A 24,381-nucleotide genomic window follows, 5' to 3' on the forward strand; every position below is an offset into this window, starting at 1 on the left:
GGGGGCATCTGTGTGCCCCCGCCTGCTCTTTTGTAAAAATGGTTCGTGCTGCCTGCAAGGGCGGTGGGGGAGAACGAAAATATCCCACTATATGAAAGGAGCGATCCTATGAGAATCCTGTATGCTGCTTCGGAAGCTGCACCCTTTGCAAAATCCGGTGGCCTGGCCGACGTTGCGGGCGCACTGCCCAAGGCTCTGGTCAAGGACGGCGTGGATGCCCGCGTCATTATGCCCCTGTACGGCGACCTGAAGTTCCGTGATACGCTGGAGTACGTGACCAATTATTCCGTCCCCGTGGGCTGGCGCAGCCAGTACTGCGGCCTGTTCAAGACCGAGCGGAACGGCGTGACCTACTACTTCCTGGACAACGAGTATTACTTCAAGCGCCGCGGCCTGTACGGCTTCTACGATGACGGCGAGCGTTTCGCTTTCTTCTCCCGCGCCGTTTTAGAGACTTTGTTCTACATCGATTTCACCCCCGATATCATCAACTGCAACGACTGGCAGACCGCTCTGGTGCCGGTGTACCTGAACCTGTACTATCGCCATCTGGATAAGTTCAACCGCATCAAGACTATCTTCACCATCCATAATATCGCTTATCAGGGCAAGTACGGCACCGACATTCTGGAGGACACCTGCGGCATCGGCCGCCGCGACCAGCACATCGTGGAGTACGATGGCTGCGCAAACTTCATGAAGGGTGCTTTCGAGACTGCCGATAAGATCACCACTGTCAGCCCCACCTATGCCATGGAGATCCTCGACCCGTGGTTCAGCTATGGTCTGGACGCTCTGCTGCGCGAGAAGCAGTACAAGCTGTGCGGCATCCTGAACGGCATCGATACCGATTCCAACGATCCCGCTACGGATAAGAACATCCCCTTCAACTACGACATCACCAATTTTGAAGAGGGCAAGGCAAAGTGCAAGGAAGCCCTGCAGGATAAGTTCGGCCTGCACAAGGATGGCAGCCCCGTCTTTGCCATGGTCAGCCGCATGGTCGGCATGAAGGGCTTTGATCTGGTGCAGAGCATCGCCGATGGTCTGGTGGACCGCGGCATCGAGCTGGTCGTTCTGGGCAGCGGCGAGAGCCAGTATGAGAACTTCTTCTCCGACCTGTGCGCACGCCATCCGGGCCGCGTTGGCACCTACATCGGCTTCGAGCCGGCCCTGTCGCAGGAGATCTACGCAGGCGCAGATGCCTTTATCATGCCTTCCAAGAGCGAGCCCTGCGGTCTGGCACAGATGGTGGCCTGCCGCTACGGCACGCCTCCCATCGTCCGCGAGACCGGCGGTCTGCGCGACTCCATCCACGACAGCACCATGGGTGAGGGCAACGGCTTCACCTTTGCGGGCTATAATGCCCATGAGCTGTATGTGGCCTGCTGCAACGCACAGAATGCTTACTATGACAAGGAGAACTGGAAGAACCTCGTGCATCACTGCATGGAGTGCGATTTCAGCTGGGATGTCTCCGCCAAGAGCTATGAGGGCCTGTACAACGAGACCGCAAACCTCTGGTAATGTCCTGAAAACTGCATAACGGCTGCCGCCCGGTTCCCAAAGAGCCGGGCGGCTTTTTTGCATTCTGCACAACAGATCCATCAAACTTTTGGTATTGATGCGCCCGCAGACGCACAAACTCCATACAGGGCGTACAGTTACGGCATTAGTGTAAACAAACTATGAAATTTTACTAGAAAACAGTGGAAAATTGATTGAAAAAACGATCGGTTTGAATTATACTATCGTTATAAGATTTTTTGCTGATTGCAAATCCTTGGCAAAGAATCCAGAATCTGGCTTTTGCAAAGGCACATCACACAGGGAGGAAACGCAGGTTGAAGGGCTGGTATAAGGCACTGGAGGATCTTGTCTGGCTGACCCAGCTGGGCCTGAATATGCTGCTGCCGCTGGTCATGTGTCTGGGCGGTGCATGGTGGGCGGTGAACAACTGGAGCTGGCCGGAATGGGTGTTCCTGCCGGCCATCCTGCTGGGGCTTGCTGCCGGGGCACAGAACTTCTGGTATTTTGCCAAGGAACACATGGACCGCACCAAAAAGGAAAAACCAAAGCGGGTGGGGTTCAACTCGCATCAGTAAACTTAACAGGAGGTTTCCCTTTATGAAACTGCAGCCGGAATCCAAAAAGGAGCTGACCCGCATCGCCTGCGGCACGGCCATCTGTACCGCCGTCATGTGGGTGATCTTTGCAGCTCTGCACCTGGTTGGCTGGGTGAAATTTGATTACACTGTTGTTCTGGGCAGTCTCATCGGCGCGGCCGTGGCCATCGGCAACTTTGCGGGCATCTGCCTCGTGTGCCAGAAGGTCATCGACGAGCAGGATGAGAAACGGCGCAAAGCGACATTGCAGGCTTCCTACAATGTCCGGATGCTTTTGCAGGCGGTGTGGATCATCGTTGCCATCGGGGCACCGGTGTTCCAGCCGTTTGCCGGTGTTCTGCCCCTGCTTTTCCCGCGCGTTACGATCTACTACCTGCAAATAACCGGCAAGTACAAGCCTCTTGCACCGGCCGGGCCTTCGGTGGACGTCTCTGTGGAGGACGACCCCGAACCCGCACCGGAGCCGGAAGCTGAACCCCGTGACGAAGGGGGTGAAACGTAACAAATGGAACTGAACGGCGCAAAGATCCTGTATACCATCCATACGGACATCCCCCTGCTGGGTGATTTCAAGATCTCCCAGACCTTAGTCAGTACCTGGATCGTCATGGCGCTGCTTTCGGGTCTTGCCATCTGGCTGGGCAGCAACCTCAAGCTGGAAAATGTCTCAAAGCGGCAGGCCGCCGCCGAGTTCATCGTAGAACGGCTGGACCAGTTCGTGCACGACAACATGGGCTATCACTTTGATCAGTATATCCCGCTCATCGGCGCGATCTTCGCTCTGAGCATCGGCTGCAACCTCATCAGTGTCATCGGCCTGTGGAGCCCCACAGCCGACCTGAACACCGAGGCGGCGTGGGCCATTGTGGTGTTCGTGCTGATCATGTACTACAAGATCAAGACCAACGGCATCCTTTCCTACCTGAAAGGTCTTTTGGACCCCATCTTCATCATGGCACCCATCAATGTGCTGTCGGAGGTTTCCACCCCCGTCAGTATGGCGTTCCGTCACTTTGGCAACATCTTGTCCGGTACGGTCATTTCCACACTGCTGTACTGGGCGCTGGCAAGCCTGAGCCACGTCATTTTCGGCTGGCTGCCGGGTGCCTTGAGCCAGATCCAGCTGTTCCAGATCGGCATCCCGGCCTTTACGGGCCTGTATTTCGACTGGTTCGGCGGCTGCATTCAGGCGTTCATCTTCTGTACCCTGACCGCAATTTTCATCAAACGTGCTGCCGGTGAGGACTAAGCCCTCACAACGGCATCTCCCAAAACAAAAAACTTTTTTGGAGGACAAATCTTATGACTGACTTTCAGTACCTCGCTCGTGGTATCGCTCTGGCAGGCTGCGGCATCGGCGCAGGCTGCGCACTGATCGCAGGTATCGGCCCCGGTATCGGCGAAGGCAACGCAGCAGCTGCTGCCTGTGAAGCTGTGGGCCGTCAGCCCGAGTGCAAGAGCGACGTTACCAGCACCCTGATCCTGGGCGTTGCACTTTCCGAGACCACCGGTATTTACGGCTTCGTCACCGGCCTGCTGCTGATCTTCCTGGCACCCGGTATGTTCATGAAGTTCCTGGCATAAGCGGAACCTTTTACAAAATAACGAAAGGAGACGCTTATGGAACTGTACCAGGCGTTGATCACGCTGGACGGCTGGACCTTTCTGGCCCAGATCTGCAACCTGATGATCCAGCTGTTCATCTTCAAAAAGTTCCTGCTGAATCCGGTCAAAAACGTGATCGCAGAGCGCAAGGCGAAGGCAGACAGCCAGATCGCCGATGCCACCAAGCTGCGCACCGAAGCCGAAGCCATGAAGGCAGAGTACGAGCAGAACCTGCAGAATGCCCGCACCGAGGCCAACGAGATCGTTGCCAATGCGCAGAAGACGGCCACCGCCCGCGGCGAAGAGATCGTGGGCGAGGCCCGCGCGCAGGCTGCTGCCCTCAAGCAGAAGGCCGAAGCCGACATTGCGCAGGAGCGCAAGAAGGCCGTGAATGAGGTCAAGGACGAGATCGGCGGCATCGCCATGGAGATCGCCTCCAAGGTGGTGGAGCGTGAGATCAGCGAGAAGGACCACAAGGATCTGATCGACGAATTTATCAAAAATGTGGGTGAAGCATCATGACCGAGACTGCAAGGATGTACGGCGGAAGCCTGTACGATCTGGCGGCGGAGGAAGGGCTGGAGGCCCGCATTCTGGGCGAGCTGGACGAAGCCGTGGCGCTTTTTAAGGCAAACCCGGACTACCTGCATCTGCTCAGCACCCCCAGCATCCCGAAAAGAGAGCGCTGCGGCCTGCTGGATGAAGCACTGCGGGATCAGGTCCACCTCTATGTGCTGAACTTTTTGAAGATCCTGTGCGAGAAGGGCACCCTGCGGGAGCTGTCCGGCTGCGCACGGGCTTACCGTGTGCGCTACAATCAGGCACACGGCATTCTGGAAGCAACGGCGACCACTGCAGTGGCAATGACGGAGCAGCAGGCAAAGAGCCTGCACGAAAAGCTGGAAAAGCTCACCGGCAAGACCATCGACCTGAAAACAAAGGTCGATCCGGCAGTGCTGGGCGGCATCCGGCTGGATATCGAAGGCACCGAGCTGGACGGCACGGTGCAGAACCGTCTGTCCGCCCTGCGCAGGGATATTGCTTCCGTGACACTGTGATCGAATTTCCACCCGAAAGATTTTTAAGAATTGAGTGGTGAACAAACAAAGATGCAACTGAAACCTGAAGAGATCTCCAAGATCATCCGTGCGCAGATCAAGCATTACGAAAATGCCATTGAGCAGAGCGAGACCGGCACGGTCATTATGGTGGGCGACGGCATCGCCCGCGCCAGTGGTCTGGAAAAGTGCATGGCAGGTGAGCTGCTTCAGTTTGATAACGGCGAATACGGCATGGCCCAGAATCTGGAGGAGAACACCGTCTCCATCGTTCTGCTGGGCTCCGACGTCGGTATCAAGGAAGGCAGCACTGTCAAGCGCACCGGCAAGGTGGTGTCCGTGCCGGTGGGCGAAGCCATGATCGGCCGCGTGGTCAACGCGCTGGGCCAGCCCATCGACGGCGCAGGCCCCATCGAGACCACCGAGTTCCGCGCCATTGAAAGCCGTGCTCCCGGCATCATCGACCGTCAGCCGGTCAAGGAGCCGCTGCAGACCGGCATCAAGGCCATCGACTCCATGATCCCCATTGGCCGCGGCCAGCGCGAGCTGATCATCGGCGACCGCCAGACCGGCAAGACCACCATCGCCTCCGATACCATCATCAACCAGAAGGGCAAGGACGTCATCTGCATTTACGTTGCCATCGGTCAGAAGCGCTCTACCGTGGCAAACCTTGTGCAGAGCCTGACCGAGGCCGGTGCTATGGGCTACACCATCGTGGTGTCCGCAACGGCATCCGAGCTTTCGCCCCTGCAGTATATCGCACCCTACTCCGGCTGTGCCATGGGCGAATATTTCATGCATCAGGGCAAGCACGTCCTCATCATCTACGACGATCTGTCCAAGCACGCCGTGGCCTACCGTGCACTGTCGCTGCTGATCCGCCGTCCCCCGGGACGTGAGGCTTACCCCGGCGACGTGTTCTATCTGCACTCCCGTCTGCTGGAACGCGCGGCCAAGCTCTCCAATGAGCTGGGCGGCGGCAGCCTGACGGCTCTGCCCATTATCGAGACGCAGGCGGGCGATGTTTCCGCCTACATCCCCACGAATGTCATTTCCATCACCGATGGTCAGATCTTCCTGGAGACGGAGCTGTTCCACTCCGGTGTCATGCCGGCAGTCAACCCCGGCATCTCGGTGTCCCGCGTGGGCGGCAATGCCCAGATCAAGGCCATGAAGAAGGTCGCCGGTACCCTGAAGCTGATCTACTCCCAGTACCGCGAGCTGCAGAGCTTTGCACAGTTCGGTTCCGATCTGGATGCCGACACCAAGGCCCGCCTTGCACAGGGCGAGCGCATTGTGGAAGTGCTCAAGCAGAACCGCTCCGCTCCCGTGCCTGTGGAAAAGCAGGTGGCCATCCTGTATGCGACCATTCACGATCACCTCGTGAAGGTCAAGGTGCCGGACGTGGCCGAGTATGAGAAGGGCCTGTACGAATATCTGGACAACAATGCTGCGGGTGCCGCCGTCATGGAGACCATCCGCACCACCGGCAATCTGGATAAGGACACTGAGGAGCAGCTTAAGAGCGTGCTCACAGCCTATACCGACAGCTTCGTCAAGGCGCACTAAGGAAGGAGGCGTAACGCATGGCTGGTTCCATGAAGGACATCAAGCTGCGCATCAAAAGCGTAGAGAGCACCATGCAGATCACCAAGGCAATGGAACTGGTGGCTTCCTCCAAAATGCGCCGCGCCAAGGAACGGGTGGAGCACAGCCGCCCTTACTTTGAAACGCTGCATGAGACTTTGACCAAAATCGCCGCGGCCGACCCCCGCGCCCGCAACCCCTACCTGCGCCGTGACGAAGTGAAGCGCACCCTGCTCATCGTGATTGCAGGCGACCGCGGCCTTGCCGGTGGATACAATTCCAACGTGCTCAAGCAGGCCGGGGCCGAAGAGGGCGAGGTGCTGGTGCTGCCCATCGGCAAGCGCTCGGCAGAGTATTTCGTCCACCACGAGGTGCCCCTGTTCACGCAGGAGGTGCTGCTGGCGGCAGATGTCTCGGTGGGCGAGTGCTTCCAGCTGTCCCGCCAGATCACGGAAGGATATCTCAAGGGCGAGTACGATGCGGTAAAGATCTGCTACACCCGGTTCGATTCCATGATGACCCAGACCGCAGCCACCATGGAGGTGCTGCCGCTGTCCATCGAACCTACCGAGCAGCAGAAGGCGGATGCCCGCCGCAGCCAGATCCTGTACAAGCCCAGCAGCGAGGAAGTATTCAGCGCGATCATCCCGGAGTATGTGGCAGGCATCGTCTACGGTGCCGTGTGCGAGAGCGTAGCCAGTGAGTTGGCAGCCCGCCGCACTGCCATGGATGCCGCCACCAAGAACGCCGGTGAGATGATCGACCATTTGAACCTGTATTATAACCGTGCCCGTCAGGCTGCCATCACGCAGGAGATCACCGAGATCGTGGCCGGCGCGGAGATTTAAAACCTATCAAAAAGGAGTTGTAGCCTATGTCCGAAAAACATATCGGCAAGGTGCTCCAGGTCATCGGCCCGGTGCTGGACATCCAGTTTGAGGATGGCCAGCTGCCGGAGCTGCTCAACGCCATCGAGATCGACAACCACGGCGAAAAGCTGGTGGTCGAGGTGGCACAGCACACCGGCGATAACGTGGTGCGCTGTATTGCAATGAACAGCACCGATGGTCTGGTGCGCGGCACCGAAGCCGTGGATACCGGCGAACCCATCAAAGTGCCCGTGGGCGACCAGTGTCTGGGCCGCGTGTTCAACCTGCTGGGTGAGCCCGTGGACAACAAGCCCGCCCCGGCCCCGGAGGCCTACTGGCCCATCCACCGCCCTGCTCCCAGCTACGAGGAGCAGCAGTCCACCACCGAGATCCTCGAGACCGGCATCAAGGTCGTGGACCTGATCTGCCCCTACGCAAAGGGTGGCAAGATCGGTCTGTTCGGCGGTGCAGGCGTCGGCAAGACGGTCCTGATCCAGGAGCTGATCTATAACATCGCCACCGAGCACAACGGCTACTCGGTGTTCACCGGCGTTGGCGAGCGCACCCGTGAGGGCAACGACCTGTATGGTGAAATGACCGAGAGCGGCGTTATCAACAAGACTGCGCTGGTCTACGGCCAGATGAACGAACCCCCAGGAGCCCGTATGCGCGTGGCACTGTCCGGCCTGACCATGGCGGAGTATTTCCGCGATGTGAAGAATCAGGATGTGCTGCTCTTCATTGATAACATCTTCCGCTTCACCCAGGCTGGTTCTGAGGTGTCCGCACTGCTGGGCCGTATGCCTTCCGCCGTCGGCTACCAGCCCACGCTGGCCACCGAGATGGGTGCTCTGCAGGAGCGCATCACCTCCACCCGCAAGGGTTCTATCACCTCGGTGCAGGCCGTCTACGTGCCCGCCGATGACCTGACCGACCCGGCCCCTGCCACCACCTTTACCCATCTGGATGCCACCACGGTCCTGAGCCGTGACATTGCTTCGCAGGGCATCTACCCCGCTGTGGACCCGCTGGATTCCACCAGCCGCATCCTCAGCCCGGAGGTCGTGGGTCAGGAGCACTACGAGATCGCCCGCGCCGTCCAGAAGGTGCTGCAGCGCTACAAGGAGCTGCAGGACATCATTGCCATCATGGGCATGGACGAGCTGAGCGAGGAAGACAAGCGCACGGTCAGCCGCGCCCGCAAGGTGCAGCGCTTCCTGAGCCAGAGCTTCCACGTGGCAGAGCAGTTCACCGGTATGCCCGGCCAGTATGTGCCGCTCAAGGAGACCCTGCGCGGCTTCAAGATGATCCTGAACGGCGAGTGCGACGAGCTGCCCGAGAGCGCATTCCTGTTCGCGGGCACCATCGATGACGTGTTCGCAAAAGCGAAGAAAGGGTAAACCATGACGACCTTTCATCTGACGGTGGTCACGCCGGACGGCTGCGCCTTTGACGGGCAGGCCGAGCGCATCGTCTGCCGCGCCATTGACGGCGATCTGGCCATCCTTGCCAAACACGGGGATTACTGCACCGCGCTGGGCATGGGCGAAGCCCATATCGTGGATGCCGAGGGCCAGCGCCGCCGCGCCGCCTGCATGGGCGGGCTGCTGAGCGTGCTGGATGGCGAAGTGCGTCTGGTCGCCACCACATGGGAGTGGGCCGAGGAGATCGATCAGGCCCGCGCCGAGGCTTCCAAGAAGCGCGCGGAGGAGATCCTTGCGCAGAAGAACCTCGACAAGCGGGACTACGAGCTGGCTCAGGCGCGTCTCAAGCGCGCACTGGTGCGCACCTCTATCCACTAAAACAAAAAGAAAAGGAGCCATTGCACAAACTGTGCGGTGGCTCCTTTTGCGTGCATGATGAAATTAAAAATAAGATTTCCGCTGAACATGCCCAGAGCGAATGCGGAGGGCATTTAAATCGTAAAAACGTTACATCATATTGGCCTTCTCGATCAGGTTGCGGATGTGATGGGCCAGCATCTCCACCGCAGCGGTGTTCTCGCCGCCGTTGGGTACAATGATGTCTGCGTTGCGCTTGCTGGGTTCCACAAAAGCCTCGTGCATGGGCTTGACGGTGGTCAGGTACTGATTGATGACGCTGTCCAGACTGCGGCCGCGCTCCTTCACATCCCGTACCAGACGGCGCAGGATGCGCTCGTCGGCGTCGGTGTCCACATAGATCTTATAGTCGAACAGGGCGCACAGCTCCGGCTCCACAAAGGGCAGGATGCCTTCCACGATCAGCACCGGTGCGGGCTCGATGTGCTGCACCTTGTCGCTGCGGTTGTGGTTGGAGTAGTCGTACACCGGGCAGTCGATGGCGCGGCCTGCCTTCAGCTCCTGCAGATGGTAGATCAGCAAAGCGTTGTCAAAAGCATCCGGGTGGTCGTAGTTCAGCTTGCAGCGCTCCTCAAAGGGCAGCTCGTCGTGGCGCTTGTAATAGCTGTCGTGGGAGATCAGGCGCACTTCATCCTCGCCAAAACGCTCCTTCAGCCGCAGGGCAAGGGTGGTCTTGCCGCTGCCGGAGCCGCCTGCAATGCCAATGATCAGATTATTCATAGGGGTCCCTCCTGCATCATCCTGCCGCTTTGGGTGGAAAAAAGGGCAGGAATGGATTATAATAGGTGCAAAGCTGCCTGTCCGGGACACAGCGCCGGGCGGGCTTGTTCCTGTACATCATAACACAAACCGGCACATTTTTACAGCCCCAGGGCTGCAAATGTGCGAGATAAGGGAAAATGCCATGCAGAAAAAACAATTTCAGCAAAATATGAAGGACAAGGTCCGGGTGTTTGAGGATGGCGGCATCCGCCTGCTCAAACGGGGACAGAAGGGCGTGGTACACGCTATTTTCAGCCGTTTTGGTCTGGTGCTGGTTCTGCTGCTTTTACAGGCGTTCGCGCTGTTCAGCCTGCTGCAGTGGTTCGGCGGGCTGCTGCCGCATTATTTTGGCGGCACCCTGCTGGTAACAGCGGCAATGATGGTCTATCTGCTCAATCAGGACATGGACAACAGCGTGCGCATCACATGGCTGGTGGTCACAGCGCTGATGCCGGTGCTGGGCGTGCCGCTGTTCTGGTACACCAAAAGTGATGTGGGCCACAATGCCCTGAAGCACCGCCTGCTGGATCTGGAGGGACAGACCGGTGCCCGGCTGCCGCAGAATGAGCAGACCGTGGAGCTTTTGCAGGAGCAGGCACCCGAAGCGGTGCCGCTGGCACGGTATCTGCGGGGCAAGGGAGGCGGCTTCCCGGTCTATGCCGATACGGTGGCCACCTACTTCAACGGCGGCGAAGCTATGTTCGATGAAATGCTGCGCCAGCTGGAAACGGCAAAAAAGTACATCTTTCTGGAATATTTCATCGTGGATGAAGGCCTGATGTGGGGCCGCATTCTGGAAGTGCTGGCCCGCAAGGCGGCGCAAGGGGTGGATGTGCGTGTGATGTATGACGGCACCTGCGAGTTTTCCACCCTGCCGCGGGATTACCCCAGCCGGCTGGAAGCGCTGGGCATCCAGTGCAAGGTGTTCTCGCCGGTCACGCCCTTTGTTTCCACCCACTACAACTACCGCGACCACCGCAAAATTCTGGTCATTGATGGCCAGGTGGGCTTTACCGGCGGCGTGAATCTGGCAGATGAGTACATCAACCACATAGAAAAGTATGGCCGCTGGAAGGACTCGGCCCTGATGCTGGAAGGCGAAGGCGTGCGCTCCATGACGGCACTGTTTTTGCAGATGTGGAGCATCCTGTGCCAGCCGGAGTTTGAGCAGTTCCTGTCCGATCCCATCCCGGCGGCAGCAAACGCCAAGGGCTTTGTGGTGCCCTACGGAGACTGCCCGCTGGACGGTGAGCGGGTGGGCGAAATGGTGTACATGGATATGCTCAACCGCGCCCGGAAGTATGTGCACATCATCTCGCCGTATCTGATTTTAGACGGCGAGCTGGAAACGGCCCTGCGCTTTGCGGCAGAGCGCGGTGTGGATGTGCACCTGATCCTGCCCGGCAAGCCGGATAAGTGGTTCGTTTATGCACTGGCCAAGACCCACTACAAGGCGCTGCTTTCTTCGGGTGTGAAGATCAGCGAGTGGCAGCCCGGCTTTACCCATGCGAAGATCGTGATCGCCGACGGCGTGGAAGCTGTGGCGGGCACCATCAATCTGGACTACCGCAGCCTGTACCATCACTTTGAAAACGCGGTCTGGATGCGCGGCACCGACTGCATTGCCAACATGGAAGCGGATTTTCAGGATACGCTCACCCGGTGCCGCAGGGTGGAGCAGACGAGAGAAAGTATCTGGCAGGGCAAAAAGCTGCTGCATCTGGCGGGCATCCTGCTCAAGTTTATTGCGCCGCTGGTGTGAAAGACTCCTTCCGTCATGGCTGCGTAATCAGACTGGAGAAGCTCTGAATACAAAAAGGCCCGCTGCCTTTCGACAGCGGGCCTTTTGTTACCGATTTAAATAAAAATCAGCGCTTAGTTCTGCTTCATGCGAGCGAAGCAGTCAGAGCAGTAGACCGGACGGTCCTCACGGGGCTGGAAGGGGACCTTGCAAGCCTTGCCGCAAGCTGCGCAGACAGCATCGAACATCTGACGCTCACCGCTGTTGCTGCGTGCGCCGCCGTTCTTGCGGGCGTCACGGCAGGGCTTGCAGCGCTGGGGCTGATTCTCGAAGCCGCGAGATGCGTAGAACTCCTGCTCACCAGCAGTCCAAACAAATTCCTTACCGCAGTCCTTGCAGACCAGAGTCTTGTCTTCAAACATAGTAGTATCTCCTCTTTAGTTAGTTCTTGCCCACGGAAGGATTGTAACCATACCTTTGGTTTTGGGACCATCGCGCTGATCAGTAAGCTTACCAGGGGCTTGAATGAATGGACGTCCTCCAATTGAGGACTTTTCTATTGTACCGTTCTTTTTGAAATTTGTCAACCAAAAAACAACCATTCGCCTTGCTATTTGTATAGATAGCACAATCCGACAGGGCTGATTTGGGTAAAATAACTGCCGGAAGATGAAAAAGGGGCTGCCGCACATTCCGTGCAGCAGCCCCTGCAAAGCCCTTTGGAAAACGATTACTTCTCAAGGACTTCCTTGGTGTCGCGGGCGATCATCAGCTCCTCGTCGGTAGCAATGACCAGAGTGCGCACCTTTGCGCCCCAGGCAGTGATCTCGCACACATCGCCCACGGGGTGCTTGTTCTTCTCGGTATCGATGCGGATGCCCAGCCAATCCATGTGGTGGCAGACCTTTGCACGGGCGATCGCGTCGTGCTCGCCGATGCCGCCGGTGAAGACGATGGCATCCACGCCGCCCATTGCAGCGATGTAAGCGCCAACGGTCTTCTTGATCTGGTAGTTCAGCATGTCGGAAGCCAGCTGTGCGCGCTTGTTGCCGGCAGCAGCTGCCTCTTCCACGTCACGCTTGTCGCTAGAAACACCGGAGATGCCCAGCAGGCCGGACTTCTTGTTCAGGATCTCGTCCAGCTCGTGGCCGGTGATGTTCAGGGTGTACTTCAGGTAGTTGACCACAGAGGGGTCCAGGTCGCCGCAGCGGGTGCCCATCATCAGGCCGGCCAGCGGGGTCATGCCCATGGAGGTGTCCACGACCTTGCCCTGATCCACAGCGGCAATGGAGGAACCGTTGCCCAGATGGCAGGTGATCAGCTTCAGGCGCTCAATGGGCTCTTCCAGATACTCGGCAGCCTTGTGAGCAACGTACTTGTGGCTGGTGCCGTGGAAGCCGTAGCGGCGCACGCCGTACTTCTCGTAGTACTCATACGGAATGGCGTACATATAAGCCTTCGGAGGCATGGTGCTGTGGAAAGCGGTATCGAACACAGCCACCATGGGGATGTTGCCGAACACCTTGCGTGCGGCCTCGATGCCCAGAATGCCGGCGGGGTTGTGCAGGGGAGCCAGAGGGCTCAGCTCGCGGATGGTCTCGATGACCTCGTCGGTGATCAGGCAGCTCTCCTTGAACTTCTCGCCGCCGTGCACGACACGGTGACCGATGGCATCGATCTCGCTGACGTCGTTGATGCACTTGCCTTCGCCGGTGGTCATCTTCTTCACGACCTCGGCAAAAGCCTCGGTGTGGGTGGGGAAGATGGCGGGCGTGGTGGCCTTGTGGCCGTTGGCCTCGTGGGTGATCATGCTGCTTTCCATGCCAATGCGCTCGCACAGGCCCTTGCACAGCACCTTCTCGCCGTCCATATCGATCAGCTGATACTTCAGGGAAGAAGAGCCGCAGTTAATAACCAGAACTTTCATCTGTGTTGCCTCCTGTATGTTTTTGGTCTGCCCTCTTTTTAAACCTGAGGACAGAATTTTACAGATTCCTGTGTTTATTATATAATAGGGTGGGCGGCTTTTCAAGCCGCAACCCGGGCAAAGCGGTAAAGCTTGTGTACAAGGTTTTTGTACATCCTGCCCACAAATGCGCAAAACCACTGCAGTTTTCTGTATATACGATATAAATTTAACAATCTTTCCGAGGGCGCAGCAGCCCTGCAGAGGAGCTTATCTATGAAATTTGCCGGTATCATTGCAGAGTACGACCCCTTTCACAATGGCCATGCATGGCAGTTGGCGCAGGCAAAAGCGCTGGGAGCACAGCATGTGGCGGTGGCCATGAGCTGCGGGCTGACCCAGCGCGGCGCACTGCCGCTGCTGCCGGAAGCGGTGCGGGTGCAGGCCGCCCTGCAGTGCGGGGCAGATCTGATATTTGCGCTGCCTGCGCCCTGTGCCTGTGCGGGGGCAGAGGCTTTTGCCCGGGCGGGGGTGCGCATCCTTGCCGCCGCCGGGTGCGATGCGCTGGTGTTCGGGGCAGAGACGCCGGACGCAGCCCTGCTGATGGAAGCTGCCCGGGTGCTGTGCAGCGCAGCCTACCGTGCCGAGCTGAAGCGCCAGCTTGCAGCCGGTGCCCGCAGCTTTGCGGCGGCGCGGCAGGCGGCGGTGGAAGCGCTTTGTCCGGGCACGGCGCTGGCCGCACTGCTGGATAAGCCCAACAACAATCTGGCAGTGGAATACTGCAAGGCCATTCTGGAACAGGAGGCACCCATGACCCCGGTGCCGCTGCCCCGCGTGGGGGCGGGCCACGGGCAGGCCCTTGCCGAAAGCGACCACACACAGTTTGCCAGCGCCAGCGCGCTGCGCGCCCTCTGGGCAGAGCAGGGCGCGGATGCGCTGACTCCTTATGTGCCGGAAAAAGCACTGGAGCTGTATAAAAAAACGGAAATCGACGGAATGTATACGGATCATGCCGCTGCGGGCCGGTGTGAGCTGGCTCTGCTGCGGGCGGCCTGTGCACGACCGGAACCTTTTGCCGCAGTGCGGGGCGTTTCCGAGGGGTTGGACCACCGGTTGGAAAACGCCGTGCGCAGCTGCACCGGCCTGCCCCAGCTGCTGGACGCGCTGACCACTGTGCGTTACCCCCGGGCGCGGATGCGCCGCCTTGCCATGGACGCGGCACTGGGCTATGCGGCGGAGACCGTGCCTGCCCTGCCGCCCTATCTGCATTTGCTGGGGGCAAGGCGGGGAGCACTTGTGCTGCTGAAGCATGCATCCCTGCCGCTGAGCCACTCGCTGGCAAAGCTGGAAAAAGAAAACGATGCCTGCGCCCGTATGGCGGCGGCACAGGCAGCAGCCAGCGATTTTGGCGCACTGTGCCGCCGGGTGCCCGGGCCGATGGGGGGAGTATATCGTCAAAAAATTATCTTTTTGACGAATTGACAAAAAATAATCGAAAAAAATTTATACAGAAACACTTGTGCCCGGACGGTTTGTGGTGTATGATTAAAGCAATGCAATGTTGGATACAACAAATAAGAACGGAATCAGAAAACCGCACGCAATAAGGAGGAAACTTCATGGCACTTCACGTTCTGGACGAAGCCAACCGCTGTCTGGGCTGCAAAAAGCCGCTGTGCCAGCAGGGCTGCCCCATCCACACCAACATCCCGGAGGTCATTCGGCTGCTCAAGGCAAACCAGATGGACGAAGCTGGCAGGATGCTGTTTGAGAATAACCCGCTGACCACCGTTTGTGCGTTGGTGTGCAACCACGAGAACCAGTGCGAGGGCCACTGCGTGCGCAACCGGATGCCCAGCCACGACCCGGTGCACTTCTCCATTATTGAAGACTACATTTCCACGACCTACGCCAACAAAATGACCGCCGGCCCTGCCCCCAAAAACGGCATGAAGGCGGCAGTCGTTGGCTCCGGCCCGGCGGGCCTGACCATTGCGGTGCTGCTGGCACGCTGGGGCTACGATGTGACCATCTTTGATGCCCGCGATAAAATTGGCGGCGTCATGCGCTACGGCATCCCCAACTATCGCCTGCCGGACAGCGTGCTGGACGATTTCCAGTACCGCCATCTGGAGCTGAAGGGCATCAAGGTGCGGCCCAACACCACCATCGGCAAGACCATCACCATCGATGACCTGTTCCGCGACGGCTACAAGAGCGTGTTCATCGGTGCCGGTCTGTGGAAGGCCAACGCTATGCATATCAAGGGTGAGACGCTGGGAAATGTAGCCTTTGGCATCGATTATCTGGCAAACTCCAAGGCGTTCCGTCTGGGCAGCGATGTTGCGGTGATCGGCGTGGGCAACTCTGCCATGGACTGCGCCCGCACCGCCATCCGCAACGGTGCCCGCCACGTCACCTGCTATGCCCGCCGCGACGAGAGCTGCATCAGTGCTTCCGAGTACGAGGTGAGCTATGCAAAGCTGGAGGGCGTGGGCTTCCGCTTCTGCAAAGCACCGGTGGAGATCCGCGAGAACGGCCTGATCTGCCGCGATACCGTCAAGGGCGAAGATGGCAGGTTCACTCAGGTGGAGGGCAGTGAGACTTTCTACCCCCACACCGGCGTGATTGTGTCGGTCAGCCAAGGCTCGGAGAGCAACCTCGTCAAGACCACTACCGGCATCGAGACCAACCAGAAGGGTCTGCTCACCGTCAGCGAGGACGGCAGCACCACCCGCGAGGGCGTATTTGCCGGCGGCGATGCCGTGATGGGCGCACGCACCGTGGTGGAGGCGGTAGCTGTGGCCAAGAAGGTGGCCGAATCCATGGACGCCTACATGAAGAGCCTGCCCGCAGAAGAAGCAGCTGATCCCTATGCCGATATCCCGGTGTTCCAGACCCCCACCTTGGACGTGCTGGCAAAGCAGGAGATCTGACGAAATAAAGACAAACTTGGAAGAAACTGTAAAGCTTCTGCGTCTTTGCCGATCTTTGCCGCTCCGTTTGTTGACGGGGCGGCTTTTGCCTTGTATACTATTCATATACTTGCTTCTGATTTGTACAAACTGGATATAAAACGGTGAAAGGCGGTGGACGCTATCCTGAAAGCATCCCTCCCGAAACTGCGGGAAAAACTATTGGAAGCGCTGCAGGCAGTGCTGCCCATTGCAGCCATCGTGCTGGTGCTCTGCTTTACCATTGCGCCGGTGTCGCCCAGCATCCTGCTGTGCTTTTTGCTGGGGGCCGCCATGATCGTGGTGGGCATCATGTTCTTCACACTGGGCGCGGAGATGAGCATGACCCCCATGGGCGAGCGCGTGGGTGCGGTGATCACCAAAAGCCGGAAGCTGCCGGTGATCTTGGGCATCGGCTTTCTGCTGGGCTTCCTCATCACCATTTCGGAGCCGGACCTGCAGGTGCTGGCAAATCAGGTGCCCTCCATCCCGAACCGCACCCTTATTTTATCGGTGGCGGCGGGCGTGGGCCTGTTTCTGGTGTTTGCCTTCCTGCGTATGCTCATTGGCATCTCGCTGCCAAAGCTGCTGGTGCTGTTCTACGGCATGATCTTTCTTCTGGCGGCGTTTGTGCCCAAGGAATTTCTTGCTGTGGCCTTTGACTCCGGCGGTGTGACCACCGGCCCCATGACGGTGCCCTTTATCATGGCGCTGGGCGTGGGTGTTTCGTCCATCCGCGGCGACCGCCACGCGGCGGACGACAGCTTTGGTCTGGTGGCCATGTGCTCCATCGGCCCCATTCTGGCGGTGCTCATTTTGGGCATCGTGTTCCGCGCCTCGGACAGCACCTATCTCCCGCCGGTGCTGCCGGAGGTGAGCGACTCGGTGGAGCTGTGGCAGCTGTTCCATGTCAGCCTGCCTACGTATCTGGAAGAGATCGCTGTCTCGCTGCTGCCCATCATCGTGATGTTCGGCATTTTTCAATTTGTGGCTCTGCACATGGACCGCCGGTCACTGGGCCGCATTGCGGTGGGTCTTGCGTATACCTACGTGGGCCTTGTGCTGTTCCTCACCGGCGCAAATGTGGGCTTTATGCCCGCCGGTAATTATCTGGGTCAGGTGCTGGCCGGGCAGAGCTTCCGCTGGATCATCATTCCCATTGGAATGCTCATCGGTTACTTCATCGTCAAGGCCGAACCGGCCGTCTATGTGCTGAACAAGCAGGTGGAAGAGGTGACCGACGGTGCCATTTCGGCCAAGGCCATGGGCACAGCCCTTTCGGCAGGCGTTTCCATCTCGGTGGGCCTTGCCATGGTGCGGGTACTCACCGGCATTTCCATCCTGTGGTTCCTCGTGCCGGGCTATGTGTTTGCCATCGGCATCTCCTTTGTGGTGCCAAAGCTGTTCACCGCCATTGCATTTGACGCGGGCGGCGTGGCATCTGGCCCCATGACAGCCACCTTCCTGCTGCCGCTGGCACAGGGTGCCTGCGTGGCCGTGGGCGGCAATATCGTCACCGACGCTTTCGGCGTGGTGGCCATGGTGGCCATGACCCCGCTCATTACGGTGCAGCTGATGGGCCTTGTGGCACAGCTGCGCACCCGCAAGGCCCGGCGGCTGCAGCCTGCGGCCATGGGTGCGGCCTTTGCCGGTCTGCCGGACGATGATATCATTGAACTGTAAGGAGGGCTCGGCATGAGTTCGTTGTTTTTGATGGTGACCATCACCGACCGCCGCTCCACCGATGCCTTTTTGCAGCTGTACCAGCAGCGCGGCGTGGATGTGAACCTGCGCACGGTGGGCAGCGGCACAGCGGTGCGGGAGACGCTGGCCACGCTGGGTCTGGAAAAGACCGAGAAGGCCGTGCTGCTGGCGGTGGTGACAGAGGATACATGGAAGGCCGTCCGGACAGACCTGCGCCGCAAAATGCGCATCGACGTGCCGGGCACCGGCATTGCATTCACGGTGCCGCTGAGCAGCATCGGCGGCAGAAGGGCGCTGATGTTCCTCACCCAGCACCAGCCGCTGACATTGAAGGAGGAGAGCACCTTGAAGGATACCCGTTACGAACTGCTGCTGGTAATTGCCAATCAGGGCCACACCGGCACCATTATGGATGCCGCCCGTGCAGCAGGTGCCGGCGGTGGCACGGTGATCCACGCCAAGGGTACCGGCATGGAAGGCGCAGCCCAGTTCCTTGGCGTGGAGCTGGTGAACGAAAAGGAGCTGGTGCTCATCGTGGCCCGCACGCCGGAAAAGAAACGCATCATGAAAGCCATCATGGACGGTGCCGGGCCAAAGGCGGGTACGATCGTGTTCTCGCTGCCGGTGACGGATACCGCCGGTCTGCGTCTGCTGGAGGACGAGGAACCGGTGCAGGAGACCTCTGCGCAGTAAACAACAAAATGTAATTTATTCCGGGATTATTCCGCATTTATGGGCGAAACGCTTGATAAATGCGGATTTTTTCGTTATCATAGAAGAAAGAAATTCAAGAATGAGGGACAAAAGATGATAAAGCTTTCATATGAGCAGCAGATCGCATTCAATTCGCTGTCCATCATCGTGGGCAATGCACTGTATGCGCTCACGGTGGTGCTGTTTCTTGTGCCGTCAGGCCTGATCACCGGCGGTGCCACCGGCATCGCACTGGGCATCAACCGTGCATTGGGACTGCCGGTGTCCGGTGTGCTATTCGTCATCAACATGACCATGCTTACGGTGGGCTGGGTGCTGCTGGGGCGGCGCTTTGCCATCACCACCATTGCCAGCACCGTGCTCAGCCCCCTGTTTCTGGCTCTGTGGGAGCGGGTGTTCACAGGCTTTGTGCTCACCGATGATCTGGTGCTCAACACCATTTTTGCAGGCCTCGGCGTAGGCGTTTCGCTGGGCATCACCATCCGGGCAGGCGCATCCACCGGCGGCATGGACATCCCTCCGCTGGTGCTGAACAAATATTTCCACATCCCGGTGTCGGCCAGTATGCTGGTGTTCGATATGCTCATCCTCTGCCTGCAGGCGGCGTTCAGCCCGCTGCAGCAGTGTCTGTACGGCATCGTGATGGTGATCGTATATACGGTGGTGCTGGACAAGGTGCTCATCTTCGGCACTACCCGCACCGAGGTAAAGATCATCAGCCAGCACGCCGATGATATCCGCGAGGCCATCTTCACCCAGCTGGACCGCGGTGTGACCGTGCTGCATGGCGAGGGAGGCTACAGCCACGAGCCGGAGCAGGTGCTGCTGAGCATCGTGAGCAACCGCCAGCTGCCGAAGCTGGAAAAGCTGGCCCATGCCATCGACCCCACCTGCTTTATGATCGTGAGCCATGTGACCGAGGTGAGCGGGCGCGGCTTCTCGCTGGATAAGAATTACCAGTAAACGCTGAAAATCCCAGCAGATACTTGAAAAACAGTACCGGTTTAGGGTATAGTATAGAAGAACGGTAGGTTATGCCGTGATTTTACCCAACAGGAAAGGAAAACCATCATGTTTGATATTTTCAATATGCTCAAGAAGGAAGAACACAAGGACGCAAAGCAGGTGACCCGCGAGACCATCATCGGCGATATCCTGGATATGGACCAGACCACCGCTCCCTACTTCATGGAGATCGGCATGCACTGCCTGGGCTGCCCTGCATCCCGCGGCGAGAGCATCGAGGAGGCCTGTGCTGTCCACGGCGTGGACTGCGATGAGCTGATCGAGAAGCTGAACGAGCATCTGGCCGCAAAGAAGGCATAAATTGCTGCCCACACTGGATGCGCGTCTGGCTGCCGCCGCAGAGCTTGTGCGGCCGGGAGAGCCGGTGGCAGACATCGGCTGCGACCACGGCAAGCTGACGGCGGTGCTGGCGGCTTCGGGAAAATACCCGAAGGTGATCGGTGCCGACCTGCGGCCCGGCCCGCTGGCAAAGGCAGAGCAGACGCTGGAACATGCAGGCTGTAAAGACCGCGCTGAGCTTCGGCTTGGCGACGGTCTTTCTGTGCTTACGGAGAACGAAGTAGACAGCATCGTGCTGGCGGGCGTTTCCGCCCAGACCACTTGGGAAATTTTAGAGAAAGCCCCGTGGGTGTTCACCGTGGGAGGGCCGCGGATCATCATGATCCCGGCCACCCGCCACGACGCGCTGCGCCGCTGGTTGTGGGAGCATGGCTTCTCCTTTGCAGCCGACCGCCCGGTGCAGGCGGCGGGCCGCTGGTACGCGGTGATGGCGGCGGAGTACACCGGCAGGGTGTATGCGCCCACCTTTGCCGAGTGCCTGTTTGGCAGTACGGGAGAGTGGCCCGAGGGAAAAGGCTACGCCGACTGGCAGAAGGCAAAGCTGCCCCGGATGCGCCTTGGCGTGCCGGATGGCAGCGCACTTGCGCAGGAAATCGATAGTTTATTAGCTGGCTTGCCCTCTCAGGCCGCTTCGCGTCCAGCTCTCCCAAAGGGAGAGCCTTTGGCAAAATGATGAACGCTGCATGGAATGCCAAGGCCTCTCACCATGGGAGAGGTGGCATTGCGTAAGCAATGACGGAGAGGGCGAGGATGGTGAAGATATGATAACAGTTAATCAGGTATACGAAGCAATGCAGGCCATCGCGCCGCTGGAGCTGGCGGAACACTGGGATAATCCCGGCCTGCTGGTGGACTGCGGCGGGCAGATGCACCGGGTGCTGGCAGCACTGGACATCACCCCCGAGGTGGTGGCCGAAGCCGCCGCAAAGCAGTGTGAGATGATCGTGTCCCACCACCCGGTCATTTTTGATCCGCTCAAAAAGATCGGCCCGCAGGATGTGCCTTTCCAGCTGGTGCAGGCAGGCATTTCTGCCATCTGTATGCACACCAATCTGGATGCTGCCGAGGGCGGCGTGAACGAAGTGCTGGCAGGCATCTTTGACATGAAGAATATGGAAACCTTTGCCGAGGGCTGCGGCCGTGTGGGAGCCATTGAAGAAATCGCGGTTCCGGAGCTTGCCCGCAAGGCACAGCAGGAGCTTGCTGCGCGCTGCAACCAGCCGAAGAACGGCCCGGCGGTGCAGGTGAAGTTTGTGGATGCGGGTAAGCCGGTCAAGCGCTTGGCGGTCATCAGCGGTGCGGGCGGAAGCCTGTTTGCAGATGCCATTGCTATGGGCGCGGACTGCCTGCTGACCGGTGAAGCCAACCACCACCACGCCATCGATGCCAAGCGGCTGGGCCTTTCGCTCATTGCGGCGGGCCACTATGCCACCGAATTTCCGGTGACTGCCGCCGTGGCGGAAAAGCTGCGCGCCGCCCTGCCGGAGCTGGAAGTGCTGGTGAGCACTGAAAACCGGGATCCGTATACGTATTTATAAGGGAAAGCTGCAATAAGGTGAACGGCCTCGCCCTCTCAGTCTCGCATCTGCTCGACAGCTCTCCCAAGGGGAGAGCCCTTGGCAAAACCATGAACCTTGCGTAGACTGCCAAAGCCTCTCACTTTGAGGAAAGACTTTCCCCGCGCCGGGGGAAGATGTCACCATAGGTGACAAAAGGGGGAGTGTGGCACGGCGTTAGCCGTGACGGAGAGGGCGAGGCCGCTTAAAATAAAAGAATTTCCATTCCAAATCATAAATGAGGTAAACACTATGGCATTGGATGCCGCGACACTGGCCCTTACGGCAGCAGAGCTCAAAGCAACGCTGACCGACGCCAAGATCGCAAAACTATTTGAACCCACCCGTGATGAGCTGGTGCTCACCCTGCGCACCCGCACGGATACCTATGCGCTGCTGCTTTCGGCCCGCAGCGGTTCCGCCCGCGTGTGCCTGACCGAAGAAAGCTTTGAAAACCCGGAAACGCCGCCCTCCTTCTGTATGTTGATGCGCAAGCATCTCACCGGCGGCAGGCTGCTGGACGTGCACATGGAGCCGGGAGACCGCATCGTGTATTTTGATTTTCAGTGCACCAACGAGATGGGCGACCTTGTGCGCAACACCCTGTGTGCCGAATTGATGGGCCGCTACTCCAATCTGGTTCTGGTGCAGAACGGCAAGATCATTGACGCACTCAAGCGCGTGGATTTTGAGGACAGCGATGTGCGCCAGCTGCTGCCGGGCCTGCCCTACACCACGCCGCCCAAGCCTGCAAGACCGGACTTCCTGCTGGTGAGCAGTGCGTCCATCGTGGCAGCAGCCTGCCAGAGAGATCTGCCGGTGGCAGATGCCCTCAACAAGACCGTGGCCGGTGTTGGCCCGGTGGTCTGCCGCGAAGCTGCATGGCGTGCCTTTGACGGCGAACATCTGCCCGCCAATGAGCTGACCGAGGAACAGAAGCGCAAGCTTATGGCTGCCATCGACGAGCTGAAGGAAGAGCACGCAACCGGCGGTACGCCCTGCAGCGTCACCGACCCCAGCGGCAAGCCCATCGAGTATACCTTCTTCCGCCCGCAGCAGTACGGCGAAAAGTATATAATAAAGGAATGGCCCTCCTTCAACGCCATGCTGGAGGGCTACTACGCTGAGAAGGACCGCGCGGAACGCCTGCGCACCAAAAGCAAGGAGCTGCACAAGGCCGTGCACAATATGTACGAGCGCGCCGTGCGCAAGCAGGCCGCCCGTCAGGAAGAGCTTGCTGCCAGCGGCAAGAGCGAAAAGCTGCGTCTGTACGGTGAGCTGCTCTCGGCAAACCTCTATCTGGCCCAGAAGGGCATGAAGAGCATCACCGTGCCCAACTGGTACGACGAGGGCAAAGAGGTGACCATCCCGCTGGACCTGCGGTTCACACCCAGCCAGAACGCCCAGAACTTCTTCAAGAACTATAAAAAGAAGCAGACCGCCGCCCGGATGCTGGTGGACCTGCTGGCAGAGGGTGAAAAGGAGATCGCCTATCTGGAAACGGTACTCTACGAGGTGGAGTCCGCTTCCGGTGAGGCAGCCCTCAACGAGATTCGGGCAGAGCTGAAGAGTCAGGGCTACCTGAAATACTACAAGCAGCGGGATAAGCGCCAGAAGCCTGCAGATTTCCTGCGGTTCACTTCCACCGATGGCTTTGAGATCCTGGTAGGCCGCAACAACGTCCAGAACGACAAGCTCACCCTCCACACCGCCCGGGGCAAAGACCTGTGGTTCCATGTGCAGAAGGCCCCCGGCAGCCACGTTGTGGTCATGAGCCGGGGCGAGGAGATCCCGGACACCACCAAGCAGGAAGCTGCGGAGCTGGCAGTCATCTACTCCAGCACCTACAAGGCAGGCACCGGTGCCAAGGTGGCGGTGGACACCACCGAGGTGAAGAACATCTGGAAAGCCAGCGGTGCCAAACCCGGCATGGTGCTGTACGAGGTGTACACCACGGTCTACGTCACGCCCCGGGATGGGCTGGCGGAACAGCTGAAGAAGAGATAAAAAACGAACTCCTTCAGGCGCTTGCGCGCCAGCTCCCTCACGGAGGGAGCCCTTGGCAGTACGGAAAAGTTTCCCTCTTTGCCAAGTGCTCTCCCTTTGAGAGAGCAGGCAAAGCCGACAAGCTTTGCCTGAGAGGGCGAGGACGGTAGAGCTCCGGCCCTGCCTTTTATTATATATGTATAAAAGCGGCAGAACGGTCCATACTAAGCACTGCGCAGCGGGCGCGGCAGAGTTTTCCACCGGCAGAAAAGCCTGCGGATTGTGCATCTTGCACAGAAAATGTGCTTTTTGACAAAACGGAGAAAATAAAAAAGAAAATTCGTTCTTTTTTCTAAAAAACACTTGCCAAATGCACGAAGGTGTGATAGAATAACTCTCGGCTGCAAAGGGCTTGTGCGATACAAGTCGTGCAGGCCAGCGATATGCGTAGATGCGGGAGGTTGTCATCCGGCGATAGCTGCGATGGGTTATTTCCGCGGAGTATGTCCGATCTTAGAACCGGGCGAAAGAATTACTGACAGCGATGGAATACGTTCCCTCGGCAGAGAAGTTACTCCTCTGCGAAACGGGCGGAACCAATGTT

At 58.8% G+C, this 24,381-nt stretch carries 24 protein-coding genes; 21 read left to right on the forward strand and 3 right to left on the reverse strand.

Going from position 1 to position 24,381, the window contains the following annotated elements; genetic code table 11:
* Positions 1-108: 108 nt before the first annotated feature.
* The 11 genes from QZL71_RS04205 to atpC all read left to right on the forward strand — a co-directional run bounded on the left by QZL71_RS04205 (position 109) and on the right by atpC (position 9,050).
* Positions 109-1,527: a glycogen synthase gene (locus tag QZL71_RS04205; RefSeq protein ID WP_249236468.1), complete on the forward strand. Its 1,419-nt coding sequence runs from the start codon at positions 109-111 to the stop codon at positions 1,525-1,527.
* 317 nt (positions 1,528-1,844) lie between these two features.
* Positions 1,845-2,105: an AtpZ/AtpI family protein gene (locus tag QZL71_RS04210; protein WP_044953278.1), complete on the forward strand. Its 261-nt coding sequence runs from the start codon at positions 1,845-1,847 to the stop codon at positions 2,103-2,105.
* 22 nt (positions 2,106-2,127) lie between these two features.
* Positions 2,128-2,628, forward strand: a complete 501-nt coding sequence (locus tag QZL71_RS04215) for an ATP synthase subunit I (RefSeq protein ID WP_005938105.1) — start codon at positions 2,128-2,130, stop codon at positions 2,626-2,628.
* A gap of 3 nt (positions 2,629-2,631) precedes the next feature.
* Positions 2,632-3,375, forward strand: a complete 744-nt coding sequence (locus QZL71_RS04220) for a F0F1 ATP synthase subunit A (RefSeq protein WP_294647920.1) — start codon at positions 2,632-2,634, stop codon at positions 3,373-3,375.
* A 53-nt stretch (positions 3,376-3,428) separates the two neighbouring features.
* Positions 3,429-3,710, forward strand: coding sequence for an ATP synthase F0 subunit C (atpE, locus tag QZL71_RS04225; RefSeq protein ID WP_005930278.1), 282 nt, complete (start codon positions 3,429-3,431; stop codon positions 3,708-3,710).
* 36 nt (positions 3,711-3,746) lie between these two features.
* A complete protein-coding gene (atpF, locus tag QZL71_RS04230) occupies positions 3,747-4,253 on the forward strand; it encodes a F0F1 ATP synthase subunit B (RefSeq protein WP_005938099.1) in 507 nt (168 codons plus the stop codon).
* Positions 4,250-4,789, forward strand: a complete 540-nt coding sequence (gene atpH, locus QZL71_RS04235; protein ID WP_097774384.1) for an ATP synthase F1 subunit delta — start codon at positions 4,250-4,252, stop codon at positions 4,787-4,789. Before atpF ends, atpH begins: the two co-directional genes overlap by 4 nt.
* Before the next feature lie 51 nt (positions 4,790-4,840).
* Entirely contained in the window at positions 4,841-6,361 is a 1,521-nt protein-coding gene (gene atpA / locus QZL71_RS04240; protein WP_097774385.1) for a F0F1 ATP synthase subunit alpha, read from the forward strand.
* Between the two features lie 17 nt (positions 6,362-6,378).
* Positions 6,379-7,227 carry an ATP synthase F1 subunit gamma gene (gene atpG, locus QZL71_RS04245; RefSeq protein WP_005938091.1) on the forward strand — a complete coding sequence of 283 codons (849 nt, stop codon included), beginning with the start codon at positions 6,379-6,381 and terminating at the stop codon, positions 7,225-7,227.
* 26 nt (positions 7,228-7,253) lie between these two features.
* Positions 7,254-8,648, forward strand: coding sequence for a F0F1 ATP synthase subunit beta (atpD, locus tag QZL71_RS04250; RefSeq protein ID WP_005938088.1), 1,395 nt, complete (start codon positions 7,254-7,256; stop codon positions 8,646-8,648).
* A 3-nt stretch (positions 8,649-8,651) separates the two neighbouring features.
* Positions 8,652-9,050, forward strand: coding sequence for an ATP synthase F1 subunit epsilon (gene atpC / locus QZL71_RS04255; protein WP_005938085.1), 399 nt, complete (start codon positions 8,652-8,654; stop codon positions 9,048-9,050).
* Positions 9,051-9,179: 129 nt separating this feature from the next.
* Here atpC and udk read toward each other — a convergent pair whose 3' ends face one another.
* Positions 9,180-9,809: a uridine kinase gene (gene udk, locus QZL71_RS04260; RefSeq protein WP_097781254.1), complete on the reverse strand. Its 630-nt coding sequence runs from the start codon at positions 9,807-9,809 to the stop codon at positions 9,180-9,182.
* Positions 9,810-9,993: 184 nt separating this feature from the next.
* Between udk and QZL71_RS04265 the strand changes: the two genes are divergently transcribed.
* Positions 9,994-11,613: a phospholipase D-like domain-containing protein gene (locus QZL71_RS04265; protein ID WP_097800858.1), complete on the forward strand. Its 1,620-nt coding sequence runs from the start codon at positions 9,994-9,996 to the stop codon at positions 11,611-11,613.
* A 113-nt stretch (positions 11,614-11,726) separates the two neighbouring features.
* Here the strand turns inward: QZL71_RS04265 and QZL71_RS04270 are convergent, their stop codons facing one another.
* Both QZL71_RS04270 and QZL71_RS04275 read right to left on the reverse strand, forming a co-directional pair.
* Positions 11,727-12,014 (reverse strand): zinc-ribbon domain containing protein, encoded by a 288-nt coding sequence (locus QZL71_RS04270; RefSeq protein WP_005921120.1) that lies wholly within the window; start codon positions 12,012-12,014, stop codon positions 11,727-11,729.
* Between the two features lie 308 nt (positions 12,015-12,322).
* Positions 12,323-13,519: an acetate/propionate family kinase gene (locus tag QZL71_RS04275; RefSeq protein WP_097781256.1), complete on the reverse strand. Its 1,197-nt coding sequence runs from the start codon at positions 13,517-13,519 to the stop codon at positions 12,323-12,325.
* 255 nt (positions 13,520-13,774) lie between these two features.
* Between QZL71_RS04275 and QZL71_RS04280 the strand changes: the two genes are divergently transcribed.
* The 9 genes from QZL71_RS04280 to QZL71_RS04320 all read left to right on the forward strand — a co-directional run bounded on the left by QZL71_RS04280 (position 13,775) and on the right by QZL71_RS04320 (position 23,798).
* Positions 13,775-14,980: a nucleotidyltransferase family protein gene (locus tag QZL71_RS04280; protein ID WP_294647922.1), complete on the forward strand. Its 1,206-nt coding sequence runs from the start codon at positions 13,775-13,777 to the stop codon at positions 14,978-14,980.
* 137 nt (positions 14,981-15,117) lie between these two features.
* A complete protein-coding gene (locus tag QZL71_RS04285) occupies positions 15,118-16,434 on the forward strand; it encodes an NAD(P)-dependent oxidoreductase (protein WP_294647925.1) in 1,317 nt (438 codons plus the stop codon).
* 153 nt (positions 16,435-16,587) lie between these two features.
* Positions 16,588-18,135 carry a DUF1538 domain-containing protein gene (locus QZL71_RS04290; RefSeq protein WP_294647927.1) on the forward strand — a complete coding sequence of 516 codons (1,548 nt, stop codon included), beginning with the start codon at positions 16,588-16,590 and terminating at the stop codon, positions 18,133-18,135.
* Positions 18,136-18,147: 12 nt separating this feature from the next.
* On the forward strand, positions 18,148-18,849 hold the full coding sequence (locus tag QZL71_RS04295) for a P-II family nitrogen regulator (RefSeq protein WP_294647929.1): 702 nt from the start codon (positions 18,148-18,150) through the stop codon (positions 18,847-18,849).
* A gap of 114 nt (positions 18,850-18,963) precedes the next feature.
* Positions 18,964-19,833 (forward strand): YitT family protein, encoded by an 870-nt coding sequence (locus QZL71_RS04300; RefSeq protein ID WP_291014651.1) that lies wholly within the window; start codon positions 18,964-18,966, stop codon positions 19,831-19,833.
* 108 nt (positions 19,834-19,941) lie between these two features.
* The gene (locus tag QZL71_RS04305; protein WP_005938058.1) at positions 19,942-20,196 is read left to right on the forward strand and encodes a DUF1858 domain-containing protein; all 255 of its coding nucleotides are present in this window, start codon (positions 19,942-19,944) and stop codon (positions 20,194-20,196) included.
* Position 20,197: 1 nt separating this feature from the next.
* The gene (locus QZL71_RS04310; RefSeq protein ID WP_294647931.1) at positions 20,198-20,908 is read left to right on the forward strand and encodes a class I SAM-dependent methyltransferase; all 711 of its coding nucleotides are present in this window, start codon (positions 20,198-20,200) and stop codon (positions 20,906-20,908) included.
* A gap of 88 nt (positions 20,909-20,996) precedes the next feature.
* The gene (locus tag QZL71_RS04315) at positions 20,997-21,773 is read left to right on the forward strand and encodes a Nif3-like dinuclear metal center hexameric protein (protein ID WP_294647934.1); all 777 of its coding nucleotides are present in this window, start codon (positions 20,997-20,999) and stop codon (positions 21,771-21,773) included.
* Positions 21,774-22,043: 270 nt separating this feature from the next.
* Positions 22,044-23,798 carry an Rqc2 family fibronectin-binding protein gene (locus tag QZL71_RS04320; RefSeq protein ID WP_294647937.1) on the forward strand — a complete coding sequence of 585 codons (1,755 nt, stop codon included), beginning with the start codon at positions 22,044-22,046 and terminating at the stop codon, positions 23,796-23,798.
* Positions 23,799-24,381 lie beyond the last annotated feature (583 nt).

Origin of the sequence: uncultured Faecalibacterium sp. (assembly GCF_900066275.1) — a bacterium.
Taxonomy (GTDB): Bacteria; Bacillota; Clostridia; order Oscillospirales; family Ruminococcaceae; genus Faecalibacterium; species Faecalibacterium taiwanense.